Annotated in this window: 24 protein-coding genes, 1 tRNA gene and 3 pseudogenes; 17 read left to right on the forward strand and 11 right to left on the reverse strand. The window is 39.2% G+C overall.

Annotated features, from left to right (window positions below):
- Positions 1-11: 11 nt before the first annotated feature.
- The 3 genes and pseudogenes from glnE to ABLC00_RS15785 all read right to left on the reverse strand — a co-directional run bounded on the left by glnE (position 12) and on the right by ABLC00_RS15785 (position 4,695).
- On the reverse strand, positions 12-2,762 hold the full coding sequence (gene glnE, locus ABLC00_RS15775) for a bifunctional [glutamate--ammonia ligase]-adenylyl-L-tyrosine phosphorylase/[glutamate--ammonia-ligase] adenylyltransferase (protein WP_004885260.1): 2,751 nt from the start codon (positions 2,760-2,762) through the stop codon (positions 12-14).
- Between the two features lie 68 nt (positions 2,763-2,830).
- Positions 2,831-4,099: pseudogene (locus ABLC00_RS15780) on the reverse strand (sensor histidine kinase).
- Positions 4,100-4,608: 509 nt separating this feature from the next.
- Positions 4,609-4,695, reverse strand: a tRNA-Leu gene (locus ABLC00_RS15785).
- A 182-nt stretch (positions 4,696-4,877) separates the two neighbouring features.
- Here ABLC00_RS15785 and queA point away from each other — a divergent pair.
- From queA to secF, 7 genes are all read left to right on the forward strand, one after another.
- Positions 4,878-5,915, forward strand: a complete 1,038-nt coding sequence (queA, locus tag ABLC00_RS15790) for a tRNA preQ1(34) S-adenosylmethionine ribosyltransferase-isomerase QueA (protein WP_004885257.1) — start codon at positions 4,878-4,880, stop codon at positions 5,913-5,915.
- A gap of 153 nt (positions 5,916-6,068) precedes the next feature.
- Entirely contained in the window at positions 6,069-7,097 is a 1,029-nt protein-coding gene (locus ABLC00_RS15795) for a hypothetical protein (RefSeq protein ID WP_004885256.1), read from the forward strand.
- An 84-nt stretch (positions 7,098-7,181) separates the two neighbouring features.
- Entirely contained in the window at positions 7,182-7,751 is a 570-nt protein-coding gene (locus ABLC00_RS15800; protein WP_022575653.1) for a LemA family protein, read from the forward strand.
- 243 nt (positions 7,752-7,994) lie between these two features.
- Entirely contained in the window at positions 7,995-9,128 is a 1,134-nt protein-coding gene (tgt, locus tag ABLC00_RS15805; RefSeq protein WP_000667232.1) for a tRNA guanosine(34) transglycosylase Tgt, read from the forward strand.
- Positions 9,129-9,226: 98 nt separating this feature from the next.
- Complete coding sequence (gene yajC / locus ABLC00_RS15810; RefSeq protein ID WP_000051669.1) at positions 9,227-9,556, forward strand: preprotein translocase subunit YajC; 330 nt, start codon at positions 9,227-9,229, stop codon at positions 9,554-9,556.
- A 51-nt stretch (positions 9,557-9,607) separates the two neighbouring features.
- On the forward strand, positions 9,608-11,509 hold the full coding sequence (secD, locus tag ABLC00_RS15815) for a protein translocase subunit SecD (protein WP_004711928.1): 1,902 nt from the start codon (positions 9,608-9,610) through the stop codon (positions 11,507-11,509).
- An 8-nt stretch (positions 11,510-11,517) separates the two neighbouring features.
- A complete protein-coding gene (secF, locus tag ABLC00_RS15820) occupies positions 11,518-12,483 on the forward strand; it encodes a protein translocase subunit SecF (protein ID WP_006580293.1) in 966 nt (321 codons plus the stop codon).
- A 64-nt stretch (positions 12,484-12,547) separates the two neighbouring features.
- Here secF and coaBC read toward each other — a convergent pair whose 3' ends face one another.
- Positions 12,548-13,801, reverse strand: a complete 1,254-nt coding sequence (gene coaBC / locus ABLC00_RS15825; protein WP_004885252.1) for a bifunctional phosphopantothenoylcysteine decarboxylase/phosphopantothenate--cysteine ligase CoaBC — start codon at positions 13,799-13,801, stop codon at positions 12,548-12,550.
- 100 nt (positions 13,802-13,901) lie between these two features.
- Between coaBC and radC the strand changes: the two genes are divergently transcribed.
- Together radC and ABLC00_RS15835 are read left to right on the forward strand one after the other, a co-directional pair.
- On the forward strand, positions 13,902-14,621 hold the full coding sequence (gene radC, locus ABLC00_RS15830; RefSeq protein ID WP_079744827.1) for a DNA repair protein RadC: 720 nt from the start codon (positions 13,902-13,904) through the stop codon (positions 14,619-14,621).
- A gap of 62 nt (positions 14,622-14,683) precedes the next feature.
- Positions 14,684-15,595 (forward strand): bestrophin family protein, encoded by a 912-nt coding sequence (locus ABLC00_RS15835; RefSeq protein ID WP_004711921.1) that lies wholly within the window; start codon positions 14,684-14,686, stop codon positions 15,593-15,595.
- A gap of 7 nt (positions 15,596-15,602) precedes the next feature.
- Here the strand turns inward: ABLC00_RS15835 and ABLC00_RS15840 are convergent, their stop codons facing one another.
- Positions 15,603-16,454, reverse strand: coding sequence for a PHP domain-containing protein (locus ABLC00_RS15840; RefSeq protein WP_004885250.1), 852 nt, complete (start codon positions 16,452-16,454; stop codon positions 15,603-15,605).
- Positions 16,455-16,498: 44 nt separating this feature from the next.
- On the opposite strand from ABLC00_RS15840, the gene ABLC00_RS15845 reads away from it, so the two are divergent.
- Genes ABLC00_RS15845 through mnmC form a run of 4 tightly spaced genes read left to right on the forward strand, consistent with a single transcriptional unit; the run spans position 16,499 to position 19,826 of the window.
- Positions 16,499-17,113 (forward strand): septation protein IspZ, encoded by a 615-nt coding sequence (locus ABLC00_RS15845; protein WP_002051143.1) that lies wholly within the window; start codon positions 16,499-16,501, stop codon positions 17,111-17,113.
- A 34-nt stretch (positions 17,114-17,147) separates the two neighbouring features.
- A complete protein-coding gene (locus ABLC00_RS15850) occupies positions 17,148-17,450 on the forward strand; it encodes a YciI family protein (RefSeq protein WP_002051453.1) in 303 nt (100 codons plus the stop codon).
- Between the two features lie 4 nt (positions 17,451-17,454).
- Positions 17,455-17,934: a hypothetical protein gene (locus ABLC00_RS15855; RefSeq protein WP_004885249.1), complete on the forward strand. Its 480-nt coding sequence runs from the start codon at positions 17,455-17,457 to the stop codon at positions 17,932-17,934.
- 23 nt (positions 17,935-17,957) lie between these two features.
- Positions 17,958-19,826, forward strand: coding sequence for an FAD-dependent 5-carboxymethylaminomethyl-2-thiouridine(34) oxidoreductase MnmC (mnmC, locus tag ABLC00_RS15860; protein ID WP_004885248.1), 1,869 nt, complete (start codon positions 17,958-17,960; stop codon positions 19,824-19,826).
- A 51-nt stretch (positions 19,827-19,877) separates the two neighbouring features.
- On the opposite strand, the gene ABLC00_RS15865 is transcribed toward mnmC, so the two are convergent.
- A complete protein-coding gene (locus ABLC00_RS15865; RefSeq protein ID WP_002051246.1) occupies positions 19,878-20,192 on the reverse strand; it encodes a rhodanese-like domain-containing protein in 315 nt (104 codons plus the stop codon).
- A 91-nt stretch (positions 20,193-20,283) separates the two neighbouring features.
- Here ABLC00_RS15865 and ABLC00_RS15870 point away from each other — a divergent pair, with 91 nt between their 5' ends.
- From ABLC00_RS15870 to ABLC00_RS15880, 3 genes are all read left to right on the forward strand, one after another.
- The gene (locus tag ABLC00_RS15870) at positions 20,284-20,772 is read left to right on the forward strand and encodes a YajQ family cyclic di-GMP-binding protein (protein ID WP_002051423.1); all 489 of its coding nucleotides are present in this window, start codon (positions 20,284-20,286) and stop codon (positions 20,770-20,772) included.
- A gap of 35 nt (positions 20,773-20,807) precedes the next feature.
- Complete coding sequence (locus tag ABLC00_RS15875; RefSeq protein ID WP_004885247.1) at positions 20,808-21,305, forward strand: DUF4442 domain-containing protein; 498 nt, start codon at positions 20,808-20,810, stop codon at positions 21,303-21,305.
- A 72-nt stretch (positions 21,306-21,377) separates the two neighbouring features.
- Positions 21,378-21,884, forward strand: a complete 507-nt coding sequence (locus ABLC00_RS15880; protein ID WP_002051498.1) for an ester cyclase — start codon at positions 21,378-21,380, stop codon at positions 21,882-21,884.
- Positions 21,885-21,950: 66 nt separating this feature from the next.
- On the opposite strand, the gene ABLC00_RS15885 is transcribed toward ABLC00_RS15880, so the two are convergent.
- The 5 genes and pseudogenes from ABLC00_RS15885 to ABLC00_RS15905 all read right to left on the reverse strand — a co-directional run.
- The gene (locus ABLC00_RS15885) at positions 21,951-22,367 is read right to left on the reverse strand and encodes an acyl-CoA thioesterase (RefSeq protein ID WP_002051216.1); all 417 of its coding nucleotides are present in this window, start codon (positions 22,365-22,367) and stop codon (positions 21,951-21,953) included.
- A gap of 1 nt (position 22,368) precedes the next feature.
- Positions 22,369-22,806 carry a thioredoxin TrxC gene (gene trxC / locus ABLC00_RS15890; RefSeq protein WP_002051446.1) on the reverse strand — a complete coding sequence of 146 codons (438 nt, stop codon included), beginning with the start codon at positions 22,804-22,806 and terminating at the stop codon, positions 22,369-22,371.
- Positions 22,807-23,265, reverse strand: a pseudogene (locus ABLC00_RS15895) (alpha/beta hydrolase); the annotation flags it as partial.
- 36 nt (positions 23,266-23,301) lie between these two features.
- A complete protein-coding gene (locus tag ABLC00_RS15900) occupies positions 23,302-24,510 on the reverse strand; it encodes an IS256-like element ISAba26 family transposase (protein ID WP_004832869.1) in 1,209 nt (402 codons plus the stop codon).
- 75 nt (positions 24,511-24,585) lie between these two features.
- A pseudogene (locus tag ABLC00_RS15905) lies at positions 24,586-25,029 on the reverse strand (alpha/beta hydrolase); the annotation flags it as partial.
- Between the two features lie 192 nt (positions 25,030-25,221).
- Between ABLC00_RS15905 and ABLC00_RS15910 the strand changes: the two are divergent.
- The gene (locus ABLC00_RS15910) at positions 25,222-25,557 is read left to right on the forward strand and encodes a TIGR01244 family sulfur transferase (protein ID WP_002051574.1); all 336 of its coding nucleotides are present in this window, start codon (positions 25,222-25,224) and stop codon (positions 25,555-25,557) included.
- Positions 25,558-25,717: the final 160 nt, after the last annotated feature.

Raw genomic sequence — 25,717 nt, forward strand, 5'->3', positions numbered from 1 at the left:
TTGTTATAAAATCATTCACTATCCAACTCAACCGAGGCGGTTGGGTCTATTAATCTTTGCCATAAATTGCAAACGACCGCACGGGTACTACGCCAGTCCGCTGCGCTGACTTGCATGGATTGATTCGCAAGGGCTAAGCGGTGGCTTTCGGCACGTTCACTAAGATAGGCTCGAATTAATGCTGTGGCATCTTCACTGGATAAGCAGTCTGCTTTAGCAGCATCTTCTAATATTCTTACATTATCAGAATAATGGGCGAGATCGGGTTTCGTCCCGCTCCATGCAAGTACAGCATACTGTGCCATAAATTCGATATCTACGATACCACCTGCGTCCTGTTTTAAATGAAAAATACCATGTTTTTTTTGTTCAGAAGACGAACCTAGGTGGTCTTTCATTTTCTGACGCATTTTCAACACTTCTTCACGAACATAAGCCTCATCTCTAGATTGAGTCAATATCTCGCGGCGAAATATTTCAAATTTTTGGCAAAGCGTTTCATCACCAGCAATAGAGCGGGCACGAACTAATGCCTGATGCTCCCAAAGCCATGCACTTTTCAACTGATAGTGTTCATAGGCTTTTAGACTGGTCACTAATAAACCGGCCTCACCAGAAGGTCTCAAGCGTGTATCAATTTCATAAACGCGGCCATCAAGCGTTTGAGTGGTCATTAAAGACATAAACTTTTGAGCGACACGCATGGCAAACTCAAACCCACTAATAGCCTTAGTTCCATCGGTGTCAGCTTGTTCATCTAGATAATGAATAAAGACAAGGTCCAAGTCAGAACCATAGCCCAGCTCAATGCCACCCACTTTGCCATAACCAATGACAGCAAAGGCTTTATAGTCAAGAGAGCAACGTTTTCCCTCGACATCTTTTGGGTAACCATGACGTTTTGCTACGGTCTGATAAGCTAAATGAAGAGTTGCATTGACACTAACTTCAGCAATATCTGTTAATGCATCAGATACTTTCATAAGAGGGCTTTCAGCTAACACATCACTTGCAGCAACCGTGAGCACATTGCTCTTTTTAAACAAGCGAAGTGCCCGCATTTGATCTTCGACTTGATCAATTTCGATACGAAGCAATTGCTGACGTAAAGAATCTTCCAAGTCCTTACGTTTTGGTAACTCAAAATCCATCGATAAGAACTCATCCAATAGTACTGGATACTGAGTCAGCTCTTCACAAATCCACGGGCTTACTGTCGCCATTTTCACTAGGCGCTGTAATGCGCCCTTACTTTCAATCAACATGACCAAATACACTGTTCGACGCATGACTGATTCAATCAGTGGCATTAAACGTAACAGTGCAGTTTGTGGTTGTTCGGACTGCAAAATCGCTTCAATCAAATGAGGCCAGAAGGTTTTTAAACGCTGCACGGCATTTGAAGGAAGTTTTTTAAGTGCATGACCATGCCAAAACTCATGAATCAGATTTTTCGCATTATCATCTAACACTTCATCTAACTGCTGCTCTAACTGTCCAAAGTTCTCAGTTGCAGCATTAGAGCTAGTATCTTCAATCAGCTGTTTAAATTGAACTTTTACTTTTTGGCGTTTCTCGTTAAGAACATCAATAAATTCATTCCAACTCGTAAAACCCAAGGTATCTATAATGCGTTGTCGTAAATCTGCTTCTTCGGGTAATAATTGCGTTTGCTGATCGTTAAGAGCCTGAATTGCATGTTCAACACGGCGTAAAAACAGGTAAGCATCTTCAAGCTCTAATACGGCCTGTTTTTCCAACAAGCCTGCCTCACCAATATGCTCTAGACTGACCAAACACTGGCGGTCTTGTAACTCACGTTTAGAACCACCGTAAATCAGCTGAAAAACCTGAACAATAAACTCAATTTCGCGTATACCGCCTGCCCCGAGTTTAATATCATCCTCAATATGGCGACGTAAAACTTCGCGTTCAATCATCGCTTTCATATCACGCATGGCAGCAAAAGCGGTGTAATCGACATAACGGCGGAATACAAAAGGACGTGTCATTTCTAATAAGTCTTGCCCTTCTTTACCCCCAGTGACAACGCGTGCCTTAATCCATGCATAACGTTCCCATTCACGACCATGCTGACTTAAATATTTTTCTAAAGCTGCATGACTAATCGCTAATGCCGAGCCATCTCCCCAAGGCCGTAAGCGCATGTCTACTCGAAACACAAAACCATCTGCGGTGATATGTTCGAGTAAATAAATAAGTTTTTGTCCCCACAAAATACAGAACTGCTGTACATCAATACATTTACGACCATTGGTTTCGCCTTGCTCATCAAAAGCAAAAATCAGGTCGATATCACTTGATAGATTTAATTCCTGTGCCCCAAGCTTACCCATGGCAACCACAATCAAATCTTGAACTTTGCCTGAATAACTTAATGGTTCGCCGTGTTTAGCAACCAATGCAACACGAGCAAAAGCTTTTGCTGCACAAATACTTGCATCGGCAAAGTCAGAAAGTTCACGAGTAAGTGTAACGACATCCGTCAGTTGATTGGCATCTTGCCAGATCCAGCGAAACATTAAACGACTGCGTAGTATACGAAGCGCACGCATCCAAGTTATTTCATCGGCAATGCCTTCAAGCGTGGTGTCTACAAGCTGATAAATTTGTTCTGTTGAGAGCGGTGCAGCAAATTGATCTATTTGATAATCTTGTTCTAAAACAGCCTGATGTAACCCTAAAACTTGTTCAGCATATTGGCTGGCACGCAATGTTTTTTGTAACTGCTCCGCATTCATATAAAAAAGCTCTTTTCCTCAGACTCTCTTTTTAGTTATAGCAGTTCACGTAGTAATAGGAAAAGGGATTAAACCAATTTTGCTTCAGATGAATCATGATGCTCAATAAGCGTCTCATGACTTTCTTGAGCTGAAGGTAATAAAACTTTAAATGTTGTTCCTACACCTTCTTTGGAACTCACACTAATTTGGCCCTGATTAATCTCAATAAAACGCTTACAGAGACTCAATCCTAAGCCCGCACCTTTTTCCCCTGCAGTACCTTTAAAACTGGCTGTAATGCGTGGGTGAAATAAATTTGCCATTTGTTGTTCGGTCATGCCAAGACCTGTATCACGTACAGTGATTTCGACATTTGTGCCCGCTTGCTTCGCCTCAATGAATACTTTGCCAGAACCATCAACATCAGTAAATTTCAATGCATTTGAGACCAAGTTTTGGATCACCGAAGTCATCATATTGATATCGGCATAGATTTTTAAATCTTCGGAAACCGCATTTACCAATTCAATATTTTTCTTTAAAGCCAACGTATGCAGCACATCACAGACAATATTGCTCACTTGTCTAAGTTTAAAATTAATAGGGTGATAAACAAAACGCCCACCCTCTGCCATCGCCCATGTCAGCAAACTTTCCAGTAAGTTATAGGTCGATTGAGAAGTGTCATATAAATAGTCGGCAATATTTTGAATACTCGATTCATCCAGTGTTTCACGCTCTTTAGCCAACACTTCGGAGAAACCTAACAAGCCATGAAATGGTGCCCGCAAATCATGTGAAATAATAGAAAAGAACTTTGTTTTACTGGAGTTAAGCGCGACTTGTTGCTCATAGAGTTCATTTAATTCTTCATAATTAAATTTCAACTCGATTTGTTGCATAAAACTAGAACAGTAATCGAGCAACAACTGAATTTGATCATTTTCAAAATTGGTTTCACCGTCATCAAAGAAAACGGCAAACCCCATAGAAGTCTAGTCAGGCTGCACCAAATGGACAGCTAAGGCACGACCACACTCAATATTTAGCTCTTTTAAATAGTTGATTAAATTTTGATAAGAAGGATGATCGTGATGAATCACCTGTTGTTTAGCAAAACATTGTTTTAAGTGTCTTGAAGGTTTAAATGAAATAGCAGTCATGCCTTCAGGACAATGATGCCAGAAATAAGGTTCCTGATTAAAAGTGAGCAAAGCTTTTTGACACTTCAACAGGCGAACACTAAACCGGAAAAATTGCTCAATATAGTTCTGCTCGGCATTTAATCCAAGTAATAGTGATATTCTACAAGCACTTAATTGCTCGACCTGATGTAGTTCTAATCGCTGTGTCATGCCCGCCTCACAGATTTTGTCGTTGTTAGTCGGAACCGCTCTTTGAGAAATGTACTTATAATCATTATGATCTAATACAAACTTTAACACAGTACATTAAAAGAGCAACTTTCTTTTCGAAATAGAAATGTGAAGTTTCAATTAAAGGTTTTCAGATACATAAAGTGGGTATGCTTTAGAAAAATACAACAATTATTTGAAGGTGAGGAGTTGTAAGTAATAAGAAATAGAGATTCAAAAAGGTAAAAATTATCTTAAATCTTCTTATAAGTATTAAAGCTTAGCTTCGACTTAAATTTTAGCTTTAATAAATGCATTTCATATTTAAATAAAGTCTTCTTAAATTAAAAAAATCTTTAAGTTCTAAATGTATAAAAGATTCAAACCCAACCGTCAGAACTAAAGTAAGTAGTTCACAATTTCTTGAAGTCTATGAACTTTTTTATCCAACAAAAAACCCCTAAGCCGTTAGCTTAGGGGTTTTTGTAGAATCATAAGATTCTGAATCTTGGTCCCGAGGGTCGGACTCGAACCGACACGTCATCTCTGACAGCGGATTTTGAGTCCGCCGCGTCTACCAATTTCACCACCTCGGGAGAGGAAGTATGTTTGTGTTGCGTATATTAGCGCGTTTGTAAAACTTGTCAAACCCTAAGTGAATATTATCGTTCACTTTTAGATCATTTAAACATTTTTCATAATTTAGGCCAGAAGCACAGCCATAAAAAAGCGAAAAAGTTTATACTAGGCCCAATTTTTGCGGTGTTTTTTCCTAAATATGCAACTGTCTGACTTTTCCTTTGAATTACCCGATGAACTTATTGCCCGTTACCCTCTCGAATCACGTAGTGCTTCACGTTTATTGCATTTAGACGCAAAGGGTCAATATCACGATCACATGTTCACAGATATTATCGATCTGTTTGAAGAAGGTGATTTGTTGGTACTCAACGATACCAAGGTCATGAAGGCTCGTCTTAAAGGAAAACGTGCCACAGGTGGTGCTATTGAGATTTTGGTTGAGCGTATGCTGAACCACACCACAGCGTATTGCCATATTAAAGCGAGTAACTCGCCTAAAGCAGGAGCTGAGCTTTTTGTCGGTGCAGACAATATTCCTGTGATTGTGCGTGGCCGTCACGAAAACTTATTTGTCGTTGAGTTTTCACAGCCAATTTTACCTGTACTTGAACAATATGGTCAGTTACCTATTCCGCCTTACTTTAATCGTGAAGCAGAAGAAATTGACACTGAACGCTATCAAACGGTTTTCCATAACCCAGAAAAAATCGCCAGTGTGGCTGCTCCAACGGCAAGCTTGCACTTTGATGAAGAGTTGTTAGCAAAGTTAGATCAAAAAGGGGTTAAGAAAGCGTTTGTGACTCTTCACGTCGGTGCAGGTACTTTTATGCCTGTACGCACTGATGACATTACCAACCATGTCATGCACAGTGAATGGTGTGATGTTCCTCAAGAAACCATTGATTTAATTTTAGCGACTAAAGCACGTGGCAATAAAGTAATTGCTGTTGGTACAACCGCAACGCGTGCTTTAGAAAGTGCAGCCCAAGCACATGGTGGAAAAATCGCAGCATGGACTGGTGATACTCAAATCTTTATTTATCCGGGTTATGAGTTCTGTATCGTAGACCGTTTAATTACCAACTTCCATTTACCTGAGTCTACCCTGCTCATGTTAGTTTCAGCATTGTCAAATAGAGACAACATTTTGGCTGCTTACGAACATGCAGTTAAAGAACGCTATCGCTTCTTTAGTTATGGCGATGCAATGCTGATTGATAAATTAGAAGTTTAAAAATTAAAGCTGGGTTAAATCCTATTAGTTAATTTGAGGTTTAACCCAGCATCTATAATTAAAATAAAAATAGTCTTGGTATTTCTATTTATCTCTTTCAATTTAAAGGATAATCTAGGTTTAGCACTTTATGATAATCAACTCATTACCTTCATGCCAATTGATACCGTACAACAAGCACTTCATATAAGACGTAAAAAAAATACACAGGTCTTTCGTAATATTGCTCGACTTTGGGACGCGGGACAAAAGTCACAAACAGATCAAGAACTCTTAAATGCGTTACATCCATGGCGTGAAGATCATAACCTGCGTTTTGTTAATGTATTACCGCATTTGTTAGGTATTTGCAGTATTACGACTTTATTATTTGGATACTTTCTTCATCCTCATATTCAATATATTTGGAGTCTCTTATGGGCATTTTTAACGGGTTTTCTGGCCTATTTGCTCTATGAACCGCAAAAACCTTTAACCGAAGTCATTCACTATTTAGAAAAGCGTATGACTGCTTTACGTTATGGCCTACAGTTTCAACATTTACCAGCTTATCTTCCTATTCAAGCCCAACCCATTTTAGTCTTAAGCAGACTAAAGCAATATTTCCCATTGTTTAATCGAGGCAATGAAGCGAATGAAATTACAGAGTTTGCTTCAGTGACATGGAATGATGGCATTACATATCATCAAGTCCTGCTATTTAAATACCACTATGTAAATAATTTACCTATTCTTCAAGATCAAAACAGCGATAAAAGAATAGTAAAAGAGATTCATAAAGACTTATGGGGTGCTTTTATTTTTCAGATGCCAGCCTTAGGTATTGCTGTAAGTAATCAACGTTCTCGCTTTTTTGCACCCTACTTAAGCGAATGGCAAAGTACTGATATTCTGATTAACCAAAAGCTCAATATCTTCGGTACTGATCAACATCAATTAGCTAAAGAAATTAGTCCAAGTTTAACTTTAAAACTTCATGATTTTTTTCAACATTTTACCGGTGATTTAATTTATCATCATGAAGAGCAAATATTATGTTATCTCGGTGAGCAAGATCTTTTTCAAACCACCAGCAAACGTAGTGAAATTCATGATATTCCAGCATTACGTGGACATTTACGTACCATGACCATGCCGCAATATGAAAAATTTCAGCAATTCATGCTTAATTTAATTAAATAAATCTCTCGTAGTGCCGAACTGGCAACTTATTAAAAATAAGAAGTTAAAAGGTTCAATGAGAGAATAAAAATAAGAGGAGTGAAAATGAAAGGCTTATTCATTTTCTTGGGGATATTCGTTGTACTGATTGCTTGGGGCATCCACATTCGTAACAACATTGTGCGTTATTTTAACGCAACCAAACGCGCTTGGGCTGAGGTTGCAAATTTCGAACGCCAAAAAGTAAAAACACTTGAAGCATTAGAAACTACTCTCAATCAATATACTCAGTTCGAGAAGTCGACTTTAGAAAAAGTGACTGCTTTACGTCAACAAATTCTAAGTTTAAATGTCGACCATACTGATATTGCTCAATTACAGCAGATTGAAAAAATGAGCAAAGAGCTGATCCGCAGCCTAAATGTCGTAGTTGAAAACTATCCTGAATTAAAAGCAGATACACTCTATAGTAAAATGATGGATGATATTCAGGAACAAAACGAAAATGTTGGTGCTGCAATCAGCATTTTTAACCGTAACGTCGAAGTATTTAACAACCAGATTGAAGTATTTCCAAATAATATTATTAATACGATGACTTTATCTAAAAAAGCAATTCGTCCTTTTCGCGATAATTTGGCTACAGACAATTTTGACTACAAACCTAACTTTTAGTCTAAATAAAAAAGTAGCCATTCAATCGGAAAATTGACCTATTTTATAGCCAGCTACATTTAGTAGTAGAACTACTTGGCAGAATCAAGGAAAATAGCCCTCTTATTTTTAGGGCTATTTGTGTTTTTAAATTGGTCTTCCCGTTTTAAAGCTCACAATGTTAGAGCCCCTATTTAGCAGCGAACTGTTTTTTCGCCCTTGCACTGCCCTACGGTATTGCTTGCTATTGTTCAGGATTTTTAGATGAAGTTTGAAAAATTAGGTCAGTCGGGACGTGCCCGTCGTGGTCGTTTAACTTTAGAACACGGTGTTGTTGAAACACCTGTTTTTATGCCAGTGGGGACTTACGGTACAGTCAAAGGCATGTTGCCGCGTGATATCGAAGATATTCAGGCACAAATTATTTTAGGTAATACCTTCCATTTATATTTGCGTCCGGGCCTTGAAGTAATCAAGCAACACGGCGGATTACATGACTTTATTAAATGGAATAAGCCAATTTTAACTGACTCTGGCGGCTTCCAAGTATTTAGTCTTGGCGCTATGCGTAAAATTAAGGAAGAAGGTGTTACTTTCCGCTCTCCGATTGATGGTTCAAAAGTGTTTTTATCGCCTGAAATTTCAATGGAAATTCAGCATGTATTGAACTCTGACATCGTCATGATTTTTGATGAATGTACGCCTTATCCTGCAACACATGAAGAAGCACAAAAATCATTACAGCTTTCTTTGCGCTGGGCAAAACGTTGTAAAACGCATCACCATGATGAGCTTAAAAATAAAAATGCCTTATTCGGCATTATTCAGGGCGGTATGTATGAAGACTTACGTGATGAGTCTTTAAATGGCCTTCTTGAAGTTGGTTTCGATGGTTATGCAATTGGCGGTTTATCTGTAGGCGAACCAAAAGAAGAGATGATCAAAGTTTTAGATTATCTTCCAAACAAAATGCCACATGACAAGCCACGCTACTTAATGGGCGTAGGTAAACCTGAAGATATCGTTGAAGCGGTGCGCCGTGGTGTCGATATGTTTGACTGCGTAATGCCAACACGTAATGCACGTAATGGTCATTATTTTGTCACTGATGGTCTGGTACGTATTCGTAATAGTAAATATCGCCATGACCAAGGACCACTTGACCCACACTGCGATTGCTACACATGTAAGAACTTTACCCGTGCTTATCTGTTCCACCTTGAAAAATGTGGAGAGATGTTGGCGTCTATGCTCGGTACTATTCATAACTTACGTTATTACCAACGTTTAACTGAAGGTATGCGTGACGCATTAGATAATGGCACTTTTGATGAATTTGTTCAGGACTTTTATGCCCGCCGTGGATTAGAAGTTCCACCTTGCCCTGTCGATGAATAAGCGAGATTTGCGCTCAACCTCAAGACAAGGTAAATTGCAAAACGAATTAGGATTATGTCAGGTATCTGACTCATATTTTTTAACTTTAGGAAATTAAAATGAGCTTGTTCATTTCTACTGCACATGCAGCTCCAGCAGCAGCCCAAAGCCCTGGTCTTTTGCCAAACATTTTGATGATTGTTGTATTCGTTGCAATCTTCTATTTCTTAATCTGGCGCCCTCAAGCAAAACGCGCAAAAGAACACCGTTCTTTAATCGAAAGCTTAGGTGTAGGTAGCGAAGTTGTTTTTGCTGGCGGTTTAATGGGCAAAGTAACCAAACTTGAAGGTGACTATGCGGTTGTTGAACTTAACCGTGGTGTAGAAGTAAAAATTCAGCGTGCCAGCGTAATTTCTGTATTACCTGAAGGCACTCTAAATAACCTTTAATCATAAAACAGTCGTGCTTTAGCACGGCTTTTTCATTTAAGAAGAAAGCGAATGCGTTACCCTGCATGGAAATATTTACTGATTCTGGTTGTTCTGGTAGTCAGTACATTATACGCACTGCCTAGTCTATATCCGGATGAGCCCGCAGTTCAAATTTCCGGTGCCAAAGCTGGTACCCAAATTGATCAAAGTGTGGTGCAAAAAGCAGAGCAAATTTTAAAAACAGCAAATATTGCAAGCCACGATAATACTTTTACAAATAATGCTGCTCTCTTGCGTGTCAGCTCTTCTGAAGCGCAGTTAAAAGCAAAAGAAGTATTACGCCGTGACTTAGGTGATCAATACGTTGTTGCCCTAAACCTTGCACCAACTACACCAGAATGGTTGCAAAAAATTGGGGCTAAACCAATGAAACTTGGTTTGGACTTACGTGGTGGTGTTCACTTCTTGCTAGAAGTAGATATGGACAAAGCCATTTCCCAACGTATGGAAACCTCTGCAACTGATTTGCGTCGTCAGTTCCGTGAAAACAAAATTAAATTTAACAACCTTGCGTTAAATAATAATGTGATCACTGTTCAATTTGCTGACAATGCTGATCGTGATGCAGCAATGGATTTTTTACGCCGTAATGGTAATGAATATACCCAACAGGCATTAGCGAGCGCGACAGGTTCTACCTTAAAACTCACTTATACTGATGTACGTCGTCAAGAAATTCAGGCATATGCAGTCAATCAGAACTTAACAACACTACGTAACCGTATTAACGAACTTGGTGTTGCAGAAGCATTAGTACAAAGTCAGGGTAGCAACCGTATTGTCGTTGAATTACCGGGTGTTCAAGATACAGCAGAAGCTAAACGTGTTTTAGGTCGTACTGCTAACCTCGAATTCCGTTTGGTGTCTGACTTAAATGATCAATATATTGACCCATATACGGGTAAATATAACGGTCAACCTTTACCTCCGGGTACAGAAGTTTTCGCTTATCAATCTTTAGATAGCGGTCGTCAGCTTCTGTTGCAACGTAACCGTATCTTGACTGGTGAACGTGTTCAAAATGCAAGTTCTGGCTTTAGCCAAGACTCTGGCGGTGCCGAAGTAAATATTACGCTCGACAGTGCTGGTGGTAAGCTCATGTCAGATGCAACCCGTAATGCTGTTGGTAAACGCATGGCGGTATTGTTCATCGAAAACAAGCAAAAGATTAGCTATGTTACAGATCCAAAAACTGGTGCTCAAACAGAAGTTCGTACACCATATACCGAATCTGTCGTTATTAATGCTGCAACAGTTCAAGCTGTTTTAGGTTCAACTTTCCGTATTACCGGTTTAAGTTCACCTCAAGAAGCATCTGAACTTGCATTGATGCTACGTGCTGGTGCTTTAGCTGCGCCAATGTACTTCGTTGAAGAACGTGTGGTTGGTCCAAGCCTTGGTCAAGAAAACATTGATAAAGGTGTATTATCAACTCAAATCGGTTTCTTACTTGTTGCAATCTGGATGGTCGTTTTCTTCCGCGTATTCGGCTTGATTGCGAACTTTGCACTTGTATTTAACTTGGCAATGATTTTAACCGTTATGTCTTGGATAGGGGCTTCACTCACCTTACCAGGTATTGCCGGTATCGTTATTACTATTGGTATGGCGGTCGATGCCAACGTACTAATATGTGAGCGTATTCGAGAAGAAATGCTCTGGGGTGCCTCACCCAAACAGGCCATTGTGGCAGGTTATGATCGAGCCTATAACACGATCTTTGACTCGAACTTAACTACGTTCCTCGTTGCATTCATTCTGTTTGCAATTGGTACAGGTCCGATTAAAGGTTTCGCCGTAACATTAATGATTGGTATCGTATGTTCGATGTTTACTGCAATTACAGTAACACGCGCAATTGTACAAATCATTTATGGCAAACGCCGTAATTTGAAAAAGTTGAGCATTTAAGGAGATCTATGATGACTAAAGTGACTCAACAACCTTCAAAACAATATGGTCGTCCGGATGATGCAAAAATCATCCCGTTCATGAAGATTGCTAAACCAGCAGCAATCTTCTCGATCCTTATTACTTTAGCGAGTATTTTCTTTATCGCGACTAAAGGTCTTAACTTAGGTTTGGACTTTACAGGTGGTGTTTCTGCCGAACTTAACTATGCGCAACCAGCAAATCAGTCTGAAGTTATTCAGGCTCTCGACAAAGCCGGTTTTAAAGATGCCGTAGTACAAACGCTAGGTAGTAATAAAGACTTACTCGTGCGTATGCCGGTACAAGAAGTTAAGGTTGAAGATCTTAATAACGCGATTACCAAAGCTGTGCAATTACCAAACAATGCAGCAGAAGTTCATAAAGTGGATTCTGTAGGCGGTCAAGTGGGTAACGAGCTTTATGTTCGTTCAGCTGGAGCGGTTGCTCTTGCACTTATCTTAATGTTGATCTACGTGACCATTCGCTTTGAGTTTAAACTCGCGATGGGTGCTGTAATGTCTTTATTCCATGACATCATCATCATTATTGGTGCTTTTGCATTATTCCAATGGCCATTTGACCTTACAGTTTTAGCTGCTGTACTCGCGGTGATTGGTTTCTCGCTTAACGATAACATCGTGGTATCAGACCGTATACGTGAAAACTTCCGTAAGATTCGCGGCGCAACTCCACGTGAAATCGTGGATATTGCTTTAACTGAGACTTTACGTCGTACCATCCATACCTCAATGACATTATTGCTTGTTGTACTTGCAATGATGTTCTTGGGCGGTGATGGCTTACACTGGTTCTCTGTAGCAATGTTTGTAGGTGTCTTTGTCGGTACTTACTCTTCGATTTATATCGGTACAGCATTTGCGTTGTGGCGTGGTCTTAACCGTCAAGACTTTATCGTTCAGGTTAAACCTGAATTTGAAGATGAAATTCCTTGATTGTCTAAATAAGACTATAAAAAAAACCGCGATTTATTCGCGGTTTTTTTATTAAGCTCAAAATTTATTTACGGCGTAATGCATCCGAAATTGCTTCAACCAATTGTTGAGAAATTTCTTGCTTCGATGCTTTTTCTAACTCACGCTTTTTCATATGGTAGCTTTGGGCAAAGAAGACAGTCATCGCATTTTCATCCGAAGCAAAACCAATATCGGCACGAGAAACATCGTTACACGCAATCATATCTAGTTTTTTAGCAACCAGTTTACCTGCTGCATATTCTTCAACATTTTGCGTTTCGGCAGCAAAACCCACCATAAATGGACGTTTTTCCTGAGCGGCAATAGTTGCCACAATATCCGGATTTTTTACAAGGGAAACATTCAGCTCATCCCCTGCTTTCTTAATCTTGTGCTCAGCCACTTCAGCGACGCGATAATCGGCTACTGCCGCTGTAGCAATGAAAATATCACATCCGGTCTCAAGTGAACTCATGCTGACATCTAACATTTGTCGTGCAGATGCAACATTTACACGTTGAACACCATTTGGCGTATCTAAACTTACAGGACCAGCAATTAAAGTCACTTTTGCGCCCGCCGCATAACATGCAGCCGCTAAAGCAAAGCCCATTTTACCGGTACTATGATTTGAGATATAACGCACAGGATCAATCGCTTCACGTGTTGGTCCAGCAGTAATCACAACTCGCTTACCTGCCAACAACCCAAATTTTTCAGCAATCGCACGTTGGGCCTGATGGAAATAACCCGCCACTTGCCTTGCTATTTCTTCAGGTTCTGGCATACGGCCTAAACCGACATCACCACAAGCCTGTTCACCTGAATCTGGCATAATCACATGCACGCCATCTTCAACTAACGTTTGCAAATTACGCTGGGTTGCTTTTGCAGCCCACATTTGCTGATTCATTGCTGGTGCAACCCACACAGGTGCTTTAGTCGCTAAAAATAAAGTACTAAGTAAGTCATCTGCTAAACCATTAGCAAACTTAGCCAGAGTGTCACAGCTTGCTGGAGCAACCAGTAACAAATCAGCCCAACGAGCCAATTCAATATGGCCCATTCCAGCTTCAGCCTCTGGGTCTAAAAGCTCGGTATGTACAGGATTTCCAGAAAGAGCCTGAAACGTTAGAGGTGTAATAAATGCTTGAGCTCCGTGTGTCATCACAACCCGAACGTCAAAACCATAATCTTTAAGACGACGGACCAAAATGGCACTCTTATAGGCAGCAATCCCACCTGTAATAGCTAAAACAATGTTTTTATGAGGAATAACACTTAAATCAAAGCTCACGAACAGGATACCTTTCTGTTGCAGTGGCGCTCACAATAGCATTAAATACGCGCAGACCCAAGATTGATTGGGCAAACAAAATAAATTTTTAAGCAGAATATTGCTGGGGAATATGAATACTTCTATTAAAAATTGGCCAGAACAAGAACGGCCAAGAGAACGGTTATTACAACAAGGCCCTCAAAGTCTCTCTGACTCTGAATTACTCGCGATCTTTCTTCGCTCAGGTTCACGTCAACATTCGGCTGTTGAACTCGCCCGCTTACTGATTCAACAATTCGGAAGCCTCAATGCTGTTTTAGATGCTTCTTTCAATGAATTAGCTCAATTTAATGGTATTGGAGCTACGAAGTATTCCCAATTATTGGCCGTAAAAGAACTTGGACGGCGTTATCTCGACTATCATTTTAGTCAAACTGAACTAAGCCTTCATTCATCTCATTTAGTTCTAGATTATCTGCGTTATGAGTTAAAAGGTGAAAAACAGGAAGTCTTTGCGGTACTTTGCTTAGATGCCGAACTACGAAAATTGCATTTTAAAAAGTTATTTTTTGGTTCAGTTCAACACTGCGCCGTTTCAGTGAATCAAACCTTACGATATGCCTTACAACAGCACGCTTGCCAATTGGTAATCGCACATAACCATCCATTTGGTTCCGCACAGCCATCTCTCGAAGATATTAAACTCACAGAGCAACTTGAACAGGCCTGTCAGCTTTTAGAAATTCGTCTACTGGACCATTTTATTATCTCGCCAGAAGGTAGCTTTTCATTTGCTGAACAACAACTGCTCAACCCTACTTCAATAGCCGTTCAATGATATTGACAAAGCATCACTAAGCTTAGAATATCAAAAACAAAAATAGCGACGTTTAAAATAAAATGATTGTTCGTGAACAGCCCAGTATTTTTAAAGTTTTATTCTCTTGGCGAGGGACGATATTACCAAAAATTTTGCCCTCTTTAGGGGTGGTAATGCTGATTTCGGCAATCATTGGTGGGGTTGAATATATTAATCTCTACCGTTTTCCAGAAATTCCTTTAGTTGGCTTCACCTTAATTGGCGTTGTACTTTCTATTTTTTTAGGCTTTAAAAATACGGCGTGTTATGACCGGTGGTGGGAAGCACGGAAACTATGGGGTGTACTCATTGCGACTTCACGTCACTTTGACCGCGACTGTCGTATTTTAACTCAAGCCCGTCGTGAACGAGTCATTCATCACGTTATTGTGTTTGCAAATGTGTTACGTGACCGTTTACGCCGCCAAACGGCCAACCCAACCGAGTTAATACAAACCAGTGGTATGAGTCAACAAGCCTTGACTCAGCTATACCAACAAAATAATGCGCCGCAATATACGCTCAGTCTTATTCAATGGGAGTTATTACAAGCGCTTAAAGAAGGTGAAATCTCAGATATTATTTATGCTCAAATGAATAAAAATGTTGCAGATTTAAGTGTTGTACAGACTGGCTGTGACCGTATTGCAAATACTCCTATTCCTTTTGCTTATTCAGTCTTGCTCAACCGCACTGTTTACTTTTTCTGTTTTATGTTGCCATTTAGCTTAGGTTCTTTGCTTGGCTTAGCAACACCTTTACTGGTTGGAATTTTGGCATATACCTTCTTAGGTCTAGATGCCCTAAGCTCTGAAATTGAAGAACCTTTTGGTACTCAAAGTAATGATTTACCATTAGATGCAATGGTCCGGAGTATCGAAATTGAACTTTTAGGAACGCTGGGTAAACCAACACCTCCTCCAATTCAAGCTCAAGATAACAACTTACTCTAGGACATTATTAGAGAAAACGTTCCCAAATACCCAACTGATCACTCTTTGGCTTAGGCGTATTACCTAATTTAATCCATGGCATATTTTCACCATGAAAATCACTGCCAATTGAAACCGCCAGATGATGCTGATCAATCATACGATCAATCATTTGGCGAGTAGATAAAGGATCTACAGGTGGCGGCAACTCTACGGCGTCACCACCACAACTCGCAAATAACTCAATCAAATAGCGTGTATTAGTTGCAGATAAATCATAACGAGTTGGATGAGCTAAAACTGCCAAGCCTTTACTGTTATGAATAACCTCTATCGTTTCTTTTAAACCCAATCCTTCAAACTTTACAAAGGCACGCTTACCTTCTTTTAAAAAGCGGTCAAAAGCTTGTTGAGGACGACTCACTACATTCTTTTCAACTAAGGTTTTGGCAATGTGTGTTCTGGTAATACGGTCTGGTTGATTTTCAACTTTATCAAGCACATCCTGATAAATATCAAAGCCAATATACTTTTTTAATAGTTCACAAATAACTTCTGCTCTTTGTGCTCTAATTCTTTTTTGTTGTTCTAATGCTTCCAAAATTGGTGCTTCATCTTGCATGTTTAAAGCCACAATATGCACGCCATAGCTTTTTTTTGTGCTTGGTCTAGACCATTGGCTTGAGATCTCAACACCAGAAATAATTTTTAAATCATGGGCTTGCGCTGCTTTCTTTGCACGCTGTAAGCCATCCATTGTATCGTGATCAGTAAGCGCCAAGGTATGCAGCTTCACATCCACAGCAGCTTGCACCAGCAATTCCGGAGACAAAGTTCCATCAGAAATATTGCTATGTGTATGTAAATCTATGCCTTGCATCTTTTATACTATGCCATTCACCAAACCTGATCAGATACTCTAACATGAAAGCACTTCTGGACTTTGTTCCATTAATTATTTTCTTCTATTTATATAAAACCGTTGATCCTGCGAATGCTCATCACCCGTTGCTAAAATTGATCGGTTCCGCTGGCGGTGTAAATAACAATAATATTCTGGTCGCTACAACAGGCTTAATTATTTCAATGCTTATCGTGTATGGTGCTTTGTTCATCATTCAAAAATTCCGCCTAGATAAACAGCAGTGGATTGTACTGTTTATGACAGTTATTTTTGGTGGCATTACACTCATGTTAAGCGATGATTTTTATATTCGTTTAAAAGCTGCAATTTTGAACTTAGTATTTGCTGGTGCTTTCTTAGTTTCACCTTGGTTTGGTAAGGAACGTAAACCTCTTATTAAACGTTTATTCGATCCAATTTTAGAGCTAAGCGAAAAAGGTTGGAAAAATTTAAATTTCGCTTGGGCAGCTATGTTTGTCGTCATGTCCGGTTTACATATCTTCTTCGCGTTTTTATTTCATGGCGGAAAATATTGGGGTGAATTTACGGCATTTGGTGACATGATCGTCATGTTTTCATTTATCATTATTCAGTTCATTATTTTACGCAAACATTTTAAGTCAACAGATGCTTAATGTGATTTCGGTTTGATTATAGAGATACGATGACATGCCTTTTTTTGTTCTAAGCTGTACCGATAACGAAGGAACTCTAGAGAAACGTTTAGCAGTACGCCCTCAACATATCGAACGTTTACAAAAACTTGATGATGAAGGTCGTCTTGTTGCCGCTGGAGCTATGCCAAAAGATCCGAATGATCCACAGGCTGGTTTTTACGGTAGTACTATGATTGTAGAGTTTGATAGCCGTGAAGCTTTAGATGAATGGTTAAAAGAAGAACCATTTTTGAAAGAAGGCATTTATAGCCATATTGATGTCAAACCGTTTAATAAAGCATTTCCAAAAGGGTAAACGCATGCAGTTTGCAACCAAAAGCTTTCTTGGCTTGTGTTTGATATGTTCAACTGCCGGAGCAGTTGATCCTGCTGCGATGCCAGTAACACCATCTACTGTGCCTTCAACTCAGACGTCTAAACCAGCGCCTACTTCTGCAACTGTAGCCAAACCGACCACTACAACGGCGGCAACTACAGCACAGCCGCTTACCGCAGAACAAATCGCAAAAAATAAGCAACAGCAAGATGCAAAAATCAAAGCTTTAGTTCAAGATCAGGCATCTCGTCTTAAACAGCTAGAACATGCAAATCTTGAAGCACTTGCACAAAACCAAGAGTTACAGCTAAAGAACGATAACTTGTCTGTTCAGGTACAAGTTTTACAAAGTGAACGTAGTGCTCAAATGTTCTTATATGGCGCAGTAACACTAGCAGGCGGCGTACTACTTGGTTTCTTTATCGCTAGTTATGTTTACACCAAACGTCGTCGTCAGTGGTAATTCTGAGCGACTTATTAAACCGAATGAACAAATCAAACCGTATACAAACTGCTGAGCTGGATTGGGAATCTATTGATGGTATTGAGGTTCCCATTTCCAAACAATTTGGTGATGTCTATTTTTCTAAAGATAATGGTCTGCTCGAAACAAGACATGTATTTTTAAATGGCAATGACCTATCAGAACGATTAGCTAATTTACAAGACTTTGAATATTTTAGTGTAGGAGAAACCGGGTTTGGTACCGGTTTAAATATTCTTGCACTCTGGCAGCTTTGGCAGCAGGTCCGTCCTAATAACCACAGCCATTTACATGCAATTAGCGTAGAAAAATTTCCTTTAAGCAAAGCAGATCTCATCCGTGCACTCGATGTATGGGATGAACTTAAGCCACTTGCGAAACAACTTATTGAACAATATCCCTTGCCTATTGCAGGTTGTCATCGTTTAAGTTTTCCAGAAGAACGTTTTAGCATCGATCTATGGCTAGGAGATGCGCAAGATATTTTTCCAAGTATGGTAAAAACGAAAGCAATGAATGCTTGGTTCCTAGATGGTTTTGCACCTTCATGCAATCCAGACATGTGGGAGCAGAATGTTTTAAACAATATTGTACGTCTTTCTGACTATGGCACTACCTTTGCGTCATTTAGTGTAGCTGGTGTTCTCAAACGTGGGCTAAAGGCTCATGGAATTGATATTTCACGTCCTCGCGGTTTTGGACACAAACGAGAAATGCTTAAAGCAGTTTGGAAATTACCTTTAACTGAAGAAATTGCATCAGAACCAGATCTCACCCGTTCTCATTTTAAGCAGCATATCGCCGTCATTGGCGCAGGGATTGCTGGTTTAAGCACAGCTTGGGCATTTGCCGAACGTGGGCATCAAGTTAGTCTATTCGAGCGTACAGCGCCTTTATCAGGAGCTTCTGGCAACCCTTTAGCATTGCTCAATCCAAAATTATGCCCAATTGAACAAAGTCATGAGCATCTTATGACTTTAAGCTGGCAACATGCACTGAATTTCTATAAAAAATTTCAAGCGTTTCGCCCAATTCAAATACAGCAAATGGCATTAAAAAATGCCCAAGATCTTCTCGATCTTGCAGAACAATATCCTGCGGATATTGTTACGCATCAAACAAGCTCACTTGAATCGGACTATCCATACATTGTATTAAGTGAGGCCGGAGCAGTTTCTCCACATCAACTACGTGATGAAATTTTGCAGCATTCAGGTATTGAATTAAAAATTGCCAATATTACAGCACTTGTTTCTTTTGAAAATAAAGTTCAATTAAAAACGAATGACGAAATCATTGCAGAGGCAGACCATGTTGTGGTGTGCTGTGCCCGAGAAAGTGCCGCTTTATTTGAGAACTATCTCCCTTTAAAGCCAATACGTGGACAAGTAAGCTGGGTTGATAATTCTTTTGGACCTCTTCCTTTACACGAAGCGTATAGCTATGGCGGCTATTGCATGCAGCTTGACTCTTCTCAACTTATTCTAGGGGCATCTTTCTATCCAAACCGAGAAGATCAAGAAGTACAGCTTGACGATCATGTGCATAACTTTGAATTAATCCACAGTGTCTTCCCTACTTATGCAAAACAATTACCACCTGTAGATCAATGGCAAGGTCGAGCAGCTGTACGTGCTCAAAGTCCAGATTATTTCCCACTTGTAGGCAAAATGCAGAGTGAAAGCCGTATTTCTACCTTTGCAGGTCTAGGTTCAAAAGGTTTTTTATTTGCACCGCTTTGCAGTGAAATACTTATAGCCCAAATTTTAGGTGAGACTTGTCCTATTCCGGGAAGCCTATTAAAGAAATTAAGTGCCGAGCGCTTTCAAAAGAAAGTTAAACCGAAAAAGCCTTATTTCCAATCTCAATAGTGCACTTGAGAAAATTTTGTTCCAATAAAAAAGCACCCGAAGGTGCTTTTTTTATGCGCCCTGCTCTAGAGGTAAACCTGCATCACGAGCTGCACGCGTCCCCCCCATCAGCACGACATATTCACGCGAGGCATCTAAGTCTTCTAGTTTCTCAGCTGCACGAGGAGCTTTGCTACCACCACCACATAAAATATAAATCGGCTGATCCGCAGCGACCTGGTTCAAAATATCAGCATTTAAATCATTAATCGGGCGACTTACCGCACCTTTAACATGCCCTTCTGCATAAGCACTTGAATCACGGACATCCCAGATAACAGCGTTTTCTGGGAACTCAAATGTTGTAATTTCTTGTTTACGGATCATTGTGCACTCCTTTGATGTAAACAACACTTGGCAAATGAAGAAAACCCTCTTAGCATCTCAAATATTCTTTCACTTTGTAAAGGTCTAAACTATGCCTTCTTTCGATATTGTTTCTGAATTAGAGTTATTTGAAGTTAATCATGCGGTTCAAAACACACAAAAAGAGATTGCAACACGCTTTGACTTCCGTGGTCACGATGTTTCTATCGAATTAAATGAAAAAAATAAAGAGATTAAAATCAGCACAGAAAGTGATTTCCAGTGTGAACAAGTTTATAACATGTTAGAAAATCATTTTTATAAACGTAAAATTGATGTGCAGGCACTTGATCCACAAAAAGCTGCTGCGTCAGGTAAAAATTTTGTACAAGTCATTAAGCTTAAAGATGGTCTTGACTCTGATACAGCAAAAAAAATTAATAAAGCCATTAAAGAAAGCGGCGTTAAAGTGCAATCTTCTATTCAAGGCGACAAAATCCGTGTGACCGATAAAAAACGTGACACTTTGCAACAAGTCATGACTTTTTTACGTGAACAACAATTCGGTGTGCCATTACAGTTTAATAACTTTAAAGATTAATATCTTTTAGCGACATTCAAAGTTAAGGTAATCCCATGTCTCAATCCAATCGACTATTAAAACTGGTAAAAGCAACTTCAAAATTTCCTAAAGGTGTTCGAAGTACGCTTTGGAGCAAGGCATTTGGCCGTATTGTGCCAATGGTGGGTACAGCAAATATTCGCTATCTAGAAGTAGATGTAAACCATGTAACTGTTCGCTTAGAGAACCAGAAAAACATGCAGAATCATATTAAAGGTGTACATGCGGCAGCAATGGCACTTTTAGCAGAGACTGCAACAGGTTTTTTAACGGGTTTACATATTCCTGATAACCGCATTTTATTAATCAAATCATTACATGTTGATTATTTAAAAGTTGTTGAAGGTGGTTTGACAGCAACAGCGACTCTCTCTGCAGAACAGCAAAAATATATTGCTGATCATGAGAAAGGTGAACTTGTTATTCCGGTTACCGTTATTGATGATGCGGGTAATGAACCGATTCAATGTCAAATGCTGTGGGCATGGTTACCTAAACGTAAGAAATGTTAACTAATCTAAAATATTTTTAGATTGATATTTACCTCAAGATATAAAACTATAACTTTATATCTTGAGGTCACAATGAAAAAAATACTGATCCTATCCTCGTTATTTACCAGTTTTATATTTACAGCTGTGACGACTCACGCTGCCGAACCCACAAATAAAACCAATAAAATTGTTCAAACAAAAACTGAGTCAATCGATAAAATAAGTGCCCAAAATAAAAAAATAGTAGTCGACTTTTATGAAGGTGTCTTTTTAAAACATCAAGTTAAAGAATATGCCGACCGTTATATTGGTCATCAATATATCCAACACAATCCCAACGTTCCTGATGGGAAGGCTCCTTTCGTGAATTTCTTTACTGAGAAATTCCAAAAAAATCCACAAGCAAAAAATGAAATTAAGCGCGCAATCGCTGAAGGTAATCTGGTGGTTTTACACGTCCACTCTACGGAAAATGACAAAGATAGAGGCAGAGCAATTGTTGATATTTTCCGTGTAGAAAATGGAAAAATTGTAGAGCACTGGGATGTTATACAAAACATTCCCGAACAAAGTAAAAACTCTAATACAATGTTTTAGTTTTAAAAATTAAACTATTTAAAGAAAAATTAAAGCCTGAATACTGATATTCAGGCTTTAAATGTTTTATTGAGTTTCTAAAAACTTCTGCTTCGCTTCTTCAGGAATTTGACGCTTATTACCTTTTACATCAACAGCAACAAAGGTGAACACCCCTTCGGTGATACGAATTGGAGCACGAGAATCATCATGACTGTCCCAAACTTCAATTTGCATTTGAATAGAGGTATTACCTACTTTTAAGATTTTGGTATAGCAGCTAATCACAAAGCCTACTTTTACCGGAACCAAAAAGGTCATCTGATTAATGGAAATCGTGGCACAACGTCCACGACTAAAACGCTCAGCGTGAATTGCTCCAGCCAAGTCCATTTGTGACACGATCCACCCACCAAATACATCACCGCTCCAGTTTGTATCTGCTGGCATGGCAATCGTTTGTAAGGATAAAATTCCTTCTGGTTTGGTATAAGCTTCTGACACCTTAGCTCCCGAAATTCGTTTGAAGTTGTTGATCTAGCCACTGCTGCAATTCAGGAGCACGTAATGCGCCGCTCATTCGAGCAACTTCTGTGGTTTTATTCATTAATACAAGGGTAGGAATACTTCTCACATTAAATGCTTGGCTTAAGCGAGGAGATTCTTCAGTATTAATCTTGGCAAAAATAACACGTGGATTCTGTTTGGCTACTTGCGCAAAATGTGGCGCCATCATTTTACAAGGTCCGCACCATTCTGCCCATAAATCTATCAAAATAGGCAGATCACTATTCGTGATATAGTTACTAAAGTTTTGTTCATTTAACTCAATCGGTGCAAGCGGAAGTAATGGCTGATGGCATTGGCCACAACTCGGTTGCGCACTAAGTTTTTCCTCTGGAACTCTATTTTTTGCACCACACGATGCACATACAATAATCATTTACATCACTCCTATATGTTGATGTAAAAATTCTAATTGGGTCGTCACTGCTTTTTCAAACCATGCGCCGTGATAGATATCAAAATGTTTCATATCCCACTCATGATAACTCACAAAAGGAGCAATATTGGTCGCAGCTTCACGACTAGACTCAATTGGAATTAAAGAATCATGCTGAGCAGCAATAAATAAAACTGGGATATTAATCTGACGGACGAGTTGAATTGGACGGTAACGCATCAAATTAAAAAAAACACGCGCAGGGACTTCGCCACTCCAATAATAATCTGGATTCACAATCGACAAATATCCATAGTAACTATCTGCTGTTGGCATAAAACATAATTTAAATTGGTCAACAACAGGTAATCTCTTGGGATTAAGGCCCATCTTAGAGCCCATATAATCTTGGCTCGATAATTTTAAAGCTTGGGGATAACGCTGTAATGGATATAGTTTTGGAGCCTGTAAATTATTTTGTGTAAGTTCCATTTTTTATAAATGATCTTTTAATCGATCATCGAACTGAATCGTAAACCAATTCATTGCTAAACGCCAATTTTGAATTGGCATCGTCCATTTCTTCGCAGCATTTGATGTTGCTAAGTAAATGACCTTCTTTACTGAGTCATCAGATGAAAAGATTTTCCTTTTCTTCGTTGAATGGCGTATTACGCTATTCAACGACTCAATCGCATTTGTTGTATAAATTGCATGACGTATTTCGGCTGGATAGCTAAAGATCGTTCGGATATTTTCCCAATTGGCCCGCCAGGATTCTCCAATTTTGGGATACTGGTGATTCCATTGATCACAGAAGATGTCTAGGGATTTTAAAGCATTTTCCTCTGTACTTGCCTGATAAATCGCTTTCAGACCCGACGTAACAGCTTTGTAGTCTTTCCAGCTTACAAATCTCAGGCTATTGCGTACAACATGCACGATACACAGTTGAATATCAGTATGAGGGTAAACAGAGGTTATCGCGTCAGGGAAGCCTTTTAATCCATCTACACAGGCAACAAGAATGTCCTGTACTCCTCGATTTTTTAGCTCTGTCATGACTGACAGCCAGAATTTGGCACCTTCTGTCTGAGCAATCCACATACCCAGTAATTCTTTTTGCCCATCCATATTGATGCCTAAAGCAAGGTATACGGACTTGTTAATCACATTGGAGTGCTGACGGACTTTGACAACAATACAGTCAAGATAGACAACAGGATAAAGGCTATCTAAGGCTCTATTTTGCCACTCAGTCACTTGCTCAATCACAGCATCGGTAACTTTGCTGATGAGAGATGCTGACACATCGGCATCGTACATTTCTTTGAAGAAGGCTACAATTTCCCTATTAGTCATTCCTTTTGCATACAGTGAGAGGATTTGGTCATCCATACTGGTGATGCGTGTTTGGTGCTTTTTTATAATTTGTGGCTCAAATGAACCTTCTCGATCACGGGGAATATCTAAAGCCAGTTGTCCATCTTGAGTTGTAATGGTTTTAGAACTAAACCCATTACGGCTATTTGAGCCTTTCTTGGGCTGATGCTTTTCATAACCGAGATGGTCTGAAAGTTCAGTATTGAGTGCAGTTTCAATCATGAATTTTTTAAAGACTGCTGTCATTTGGTTTAAGTCTTCTGGTGTTTTTAGACCTTTAGCCAATTCGGCAGCCATACTTTTGATTGTTGCTTCATCCATGTGAAGTACCTTTTGTAATTATCCTCTGAAGGATAAATGAAAATTAAGTACTTACACAAAATTTAGAACAGTCCCTAGTTTTGCTGTTTCAGCACCGTCTACATATGGAATTTGTACCATAATGGCCTGAATATTTTTTAATTCAGAAGCTAAACTTAGAGCATATCCACCACTTAAAGATGTTCCCCACAATACAATCCTTCTATTATCGATAAGCTTACAGGTGGAGGCGTATTGAATTATGGTCTTCCAATCCTCTAATTGAGAATTGATAGAAATCATTTCTCGGGGCTTACCTGTACTCCCACCCCAATATCGATAATCAAATAAAATCACAGCATAGCCTGCCTGTGCAAAACGCTGTGCATATTGGATAAGCTTGAATTGACGCAATCCGGCAAAACCATGTGCCATGATAATTACCGCAGATTTATTATTTGTTTTTGGAATATAAAAGTCAGCTGCGATCATTTCCTGATCACATGGAACATATAAAGGCTCAACCGTATAAGCGTGCATATGTGCTCCGTGGCATTATGGTCGAAGTAATGAATTTACAAAAAACATCCTGATCGCCTTTTAAAAATCTATAGTTGTTCTTTTACATAACTTTTATCTATGTAGGAACAACGTTTTAGTGTCTTGTATCTCAGGTTAAGCTTAATGCTATGATACAGCATAAGAGGTTTTATTAAATTTTGGAGTGACGAAATGTCAGATAATGTTGGTTTCGCAGGTCAAATTGGTCCAGAACATGTAGATCAAGTTGTAGAAAAAGGCTTTAAATCTATTATTAATAACCGTCCGGATATGGAAGGCGGTCCAGAACAACCAACAAGCGCTCAAATTGAAGAAGCAGCACGTCAGGCAGGACTAGATTACGTTTACCAACCTGTAGTTGCAGGTCAAATTACTGAGCTTGATGTCCGTACTTTTGCAAATCACTATAATGAACTTCCAAAACCTGTTCTCATGTTTTGCCGAACAGGAAATCGTTCAAACAATCTTTATCAATTAGCAAAGCAAATGGATTTATTAGACGATTAAATTATTGAGTGAGCCAACGACAAGCTCTATTTTTCCTTAAAAGTAGAGCTTTTATTAATAAAAAGAATATATATAACTGTATCAATTCAACATATATATAAATAATTTTCAGCTAAAGTATTCAAATCACATTAAATTTCTCAGTTCTCTTATGAATAAA

The sequence above is a fragment of the Acinetobacter nosocomialis genome (genome assembly GCF_041021905.1).
GTDB lineage: Bacteria > Pseudomonadota > Gammaproteobacteria > Pseudomonadales > Moraxellaceae > Acinetobacter > Acinetobacter nosocomialis.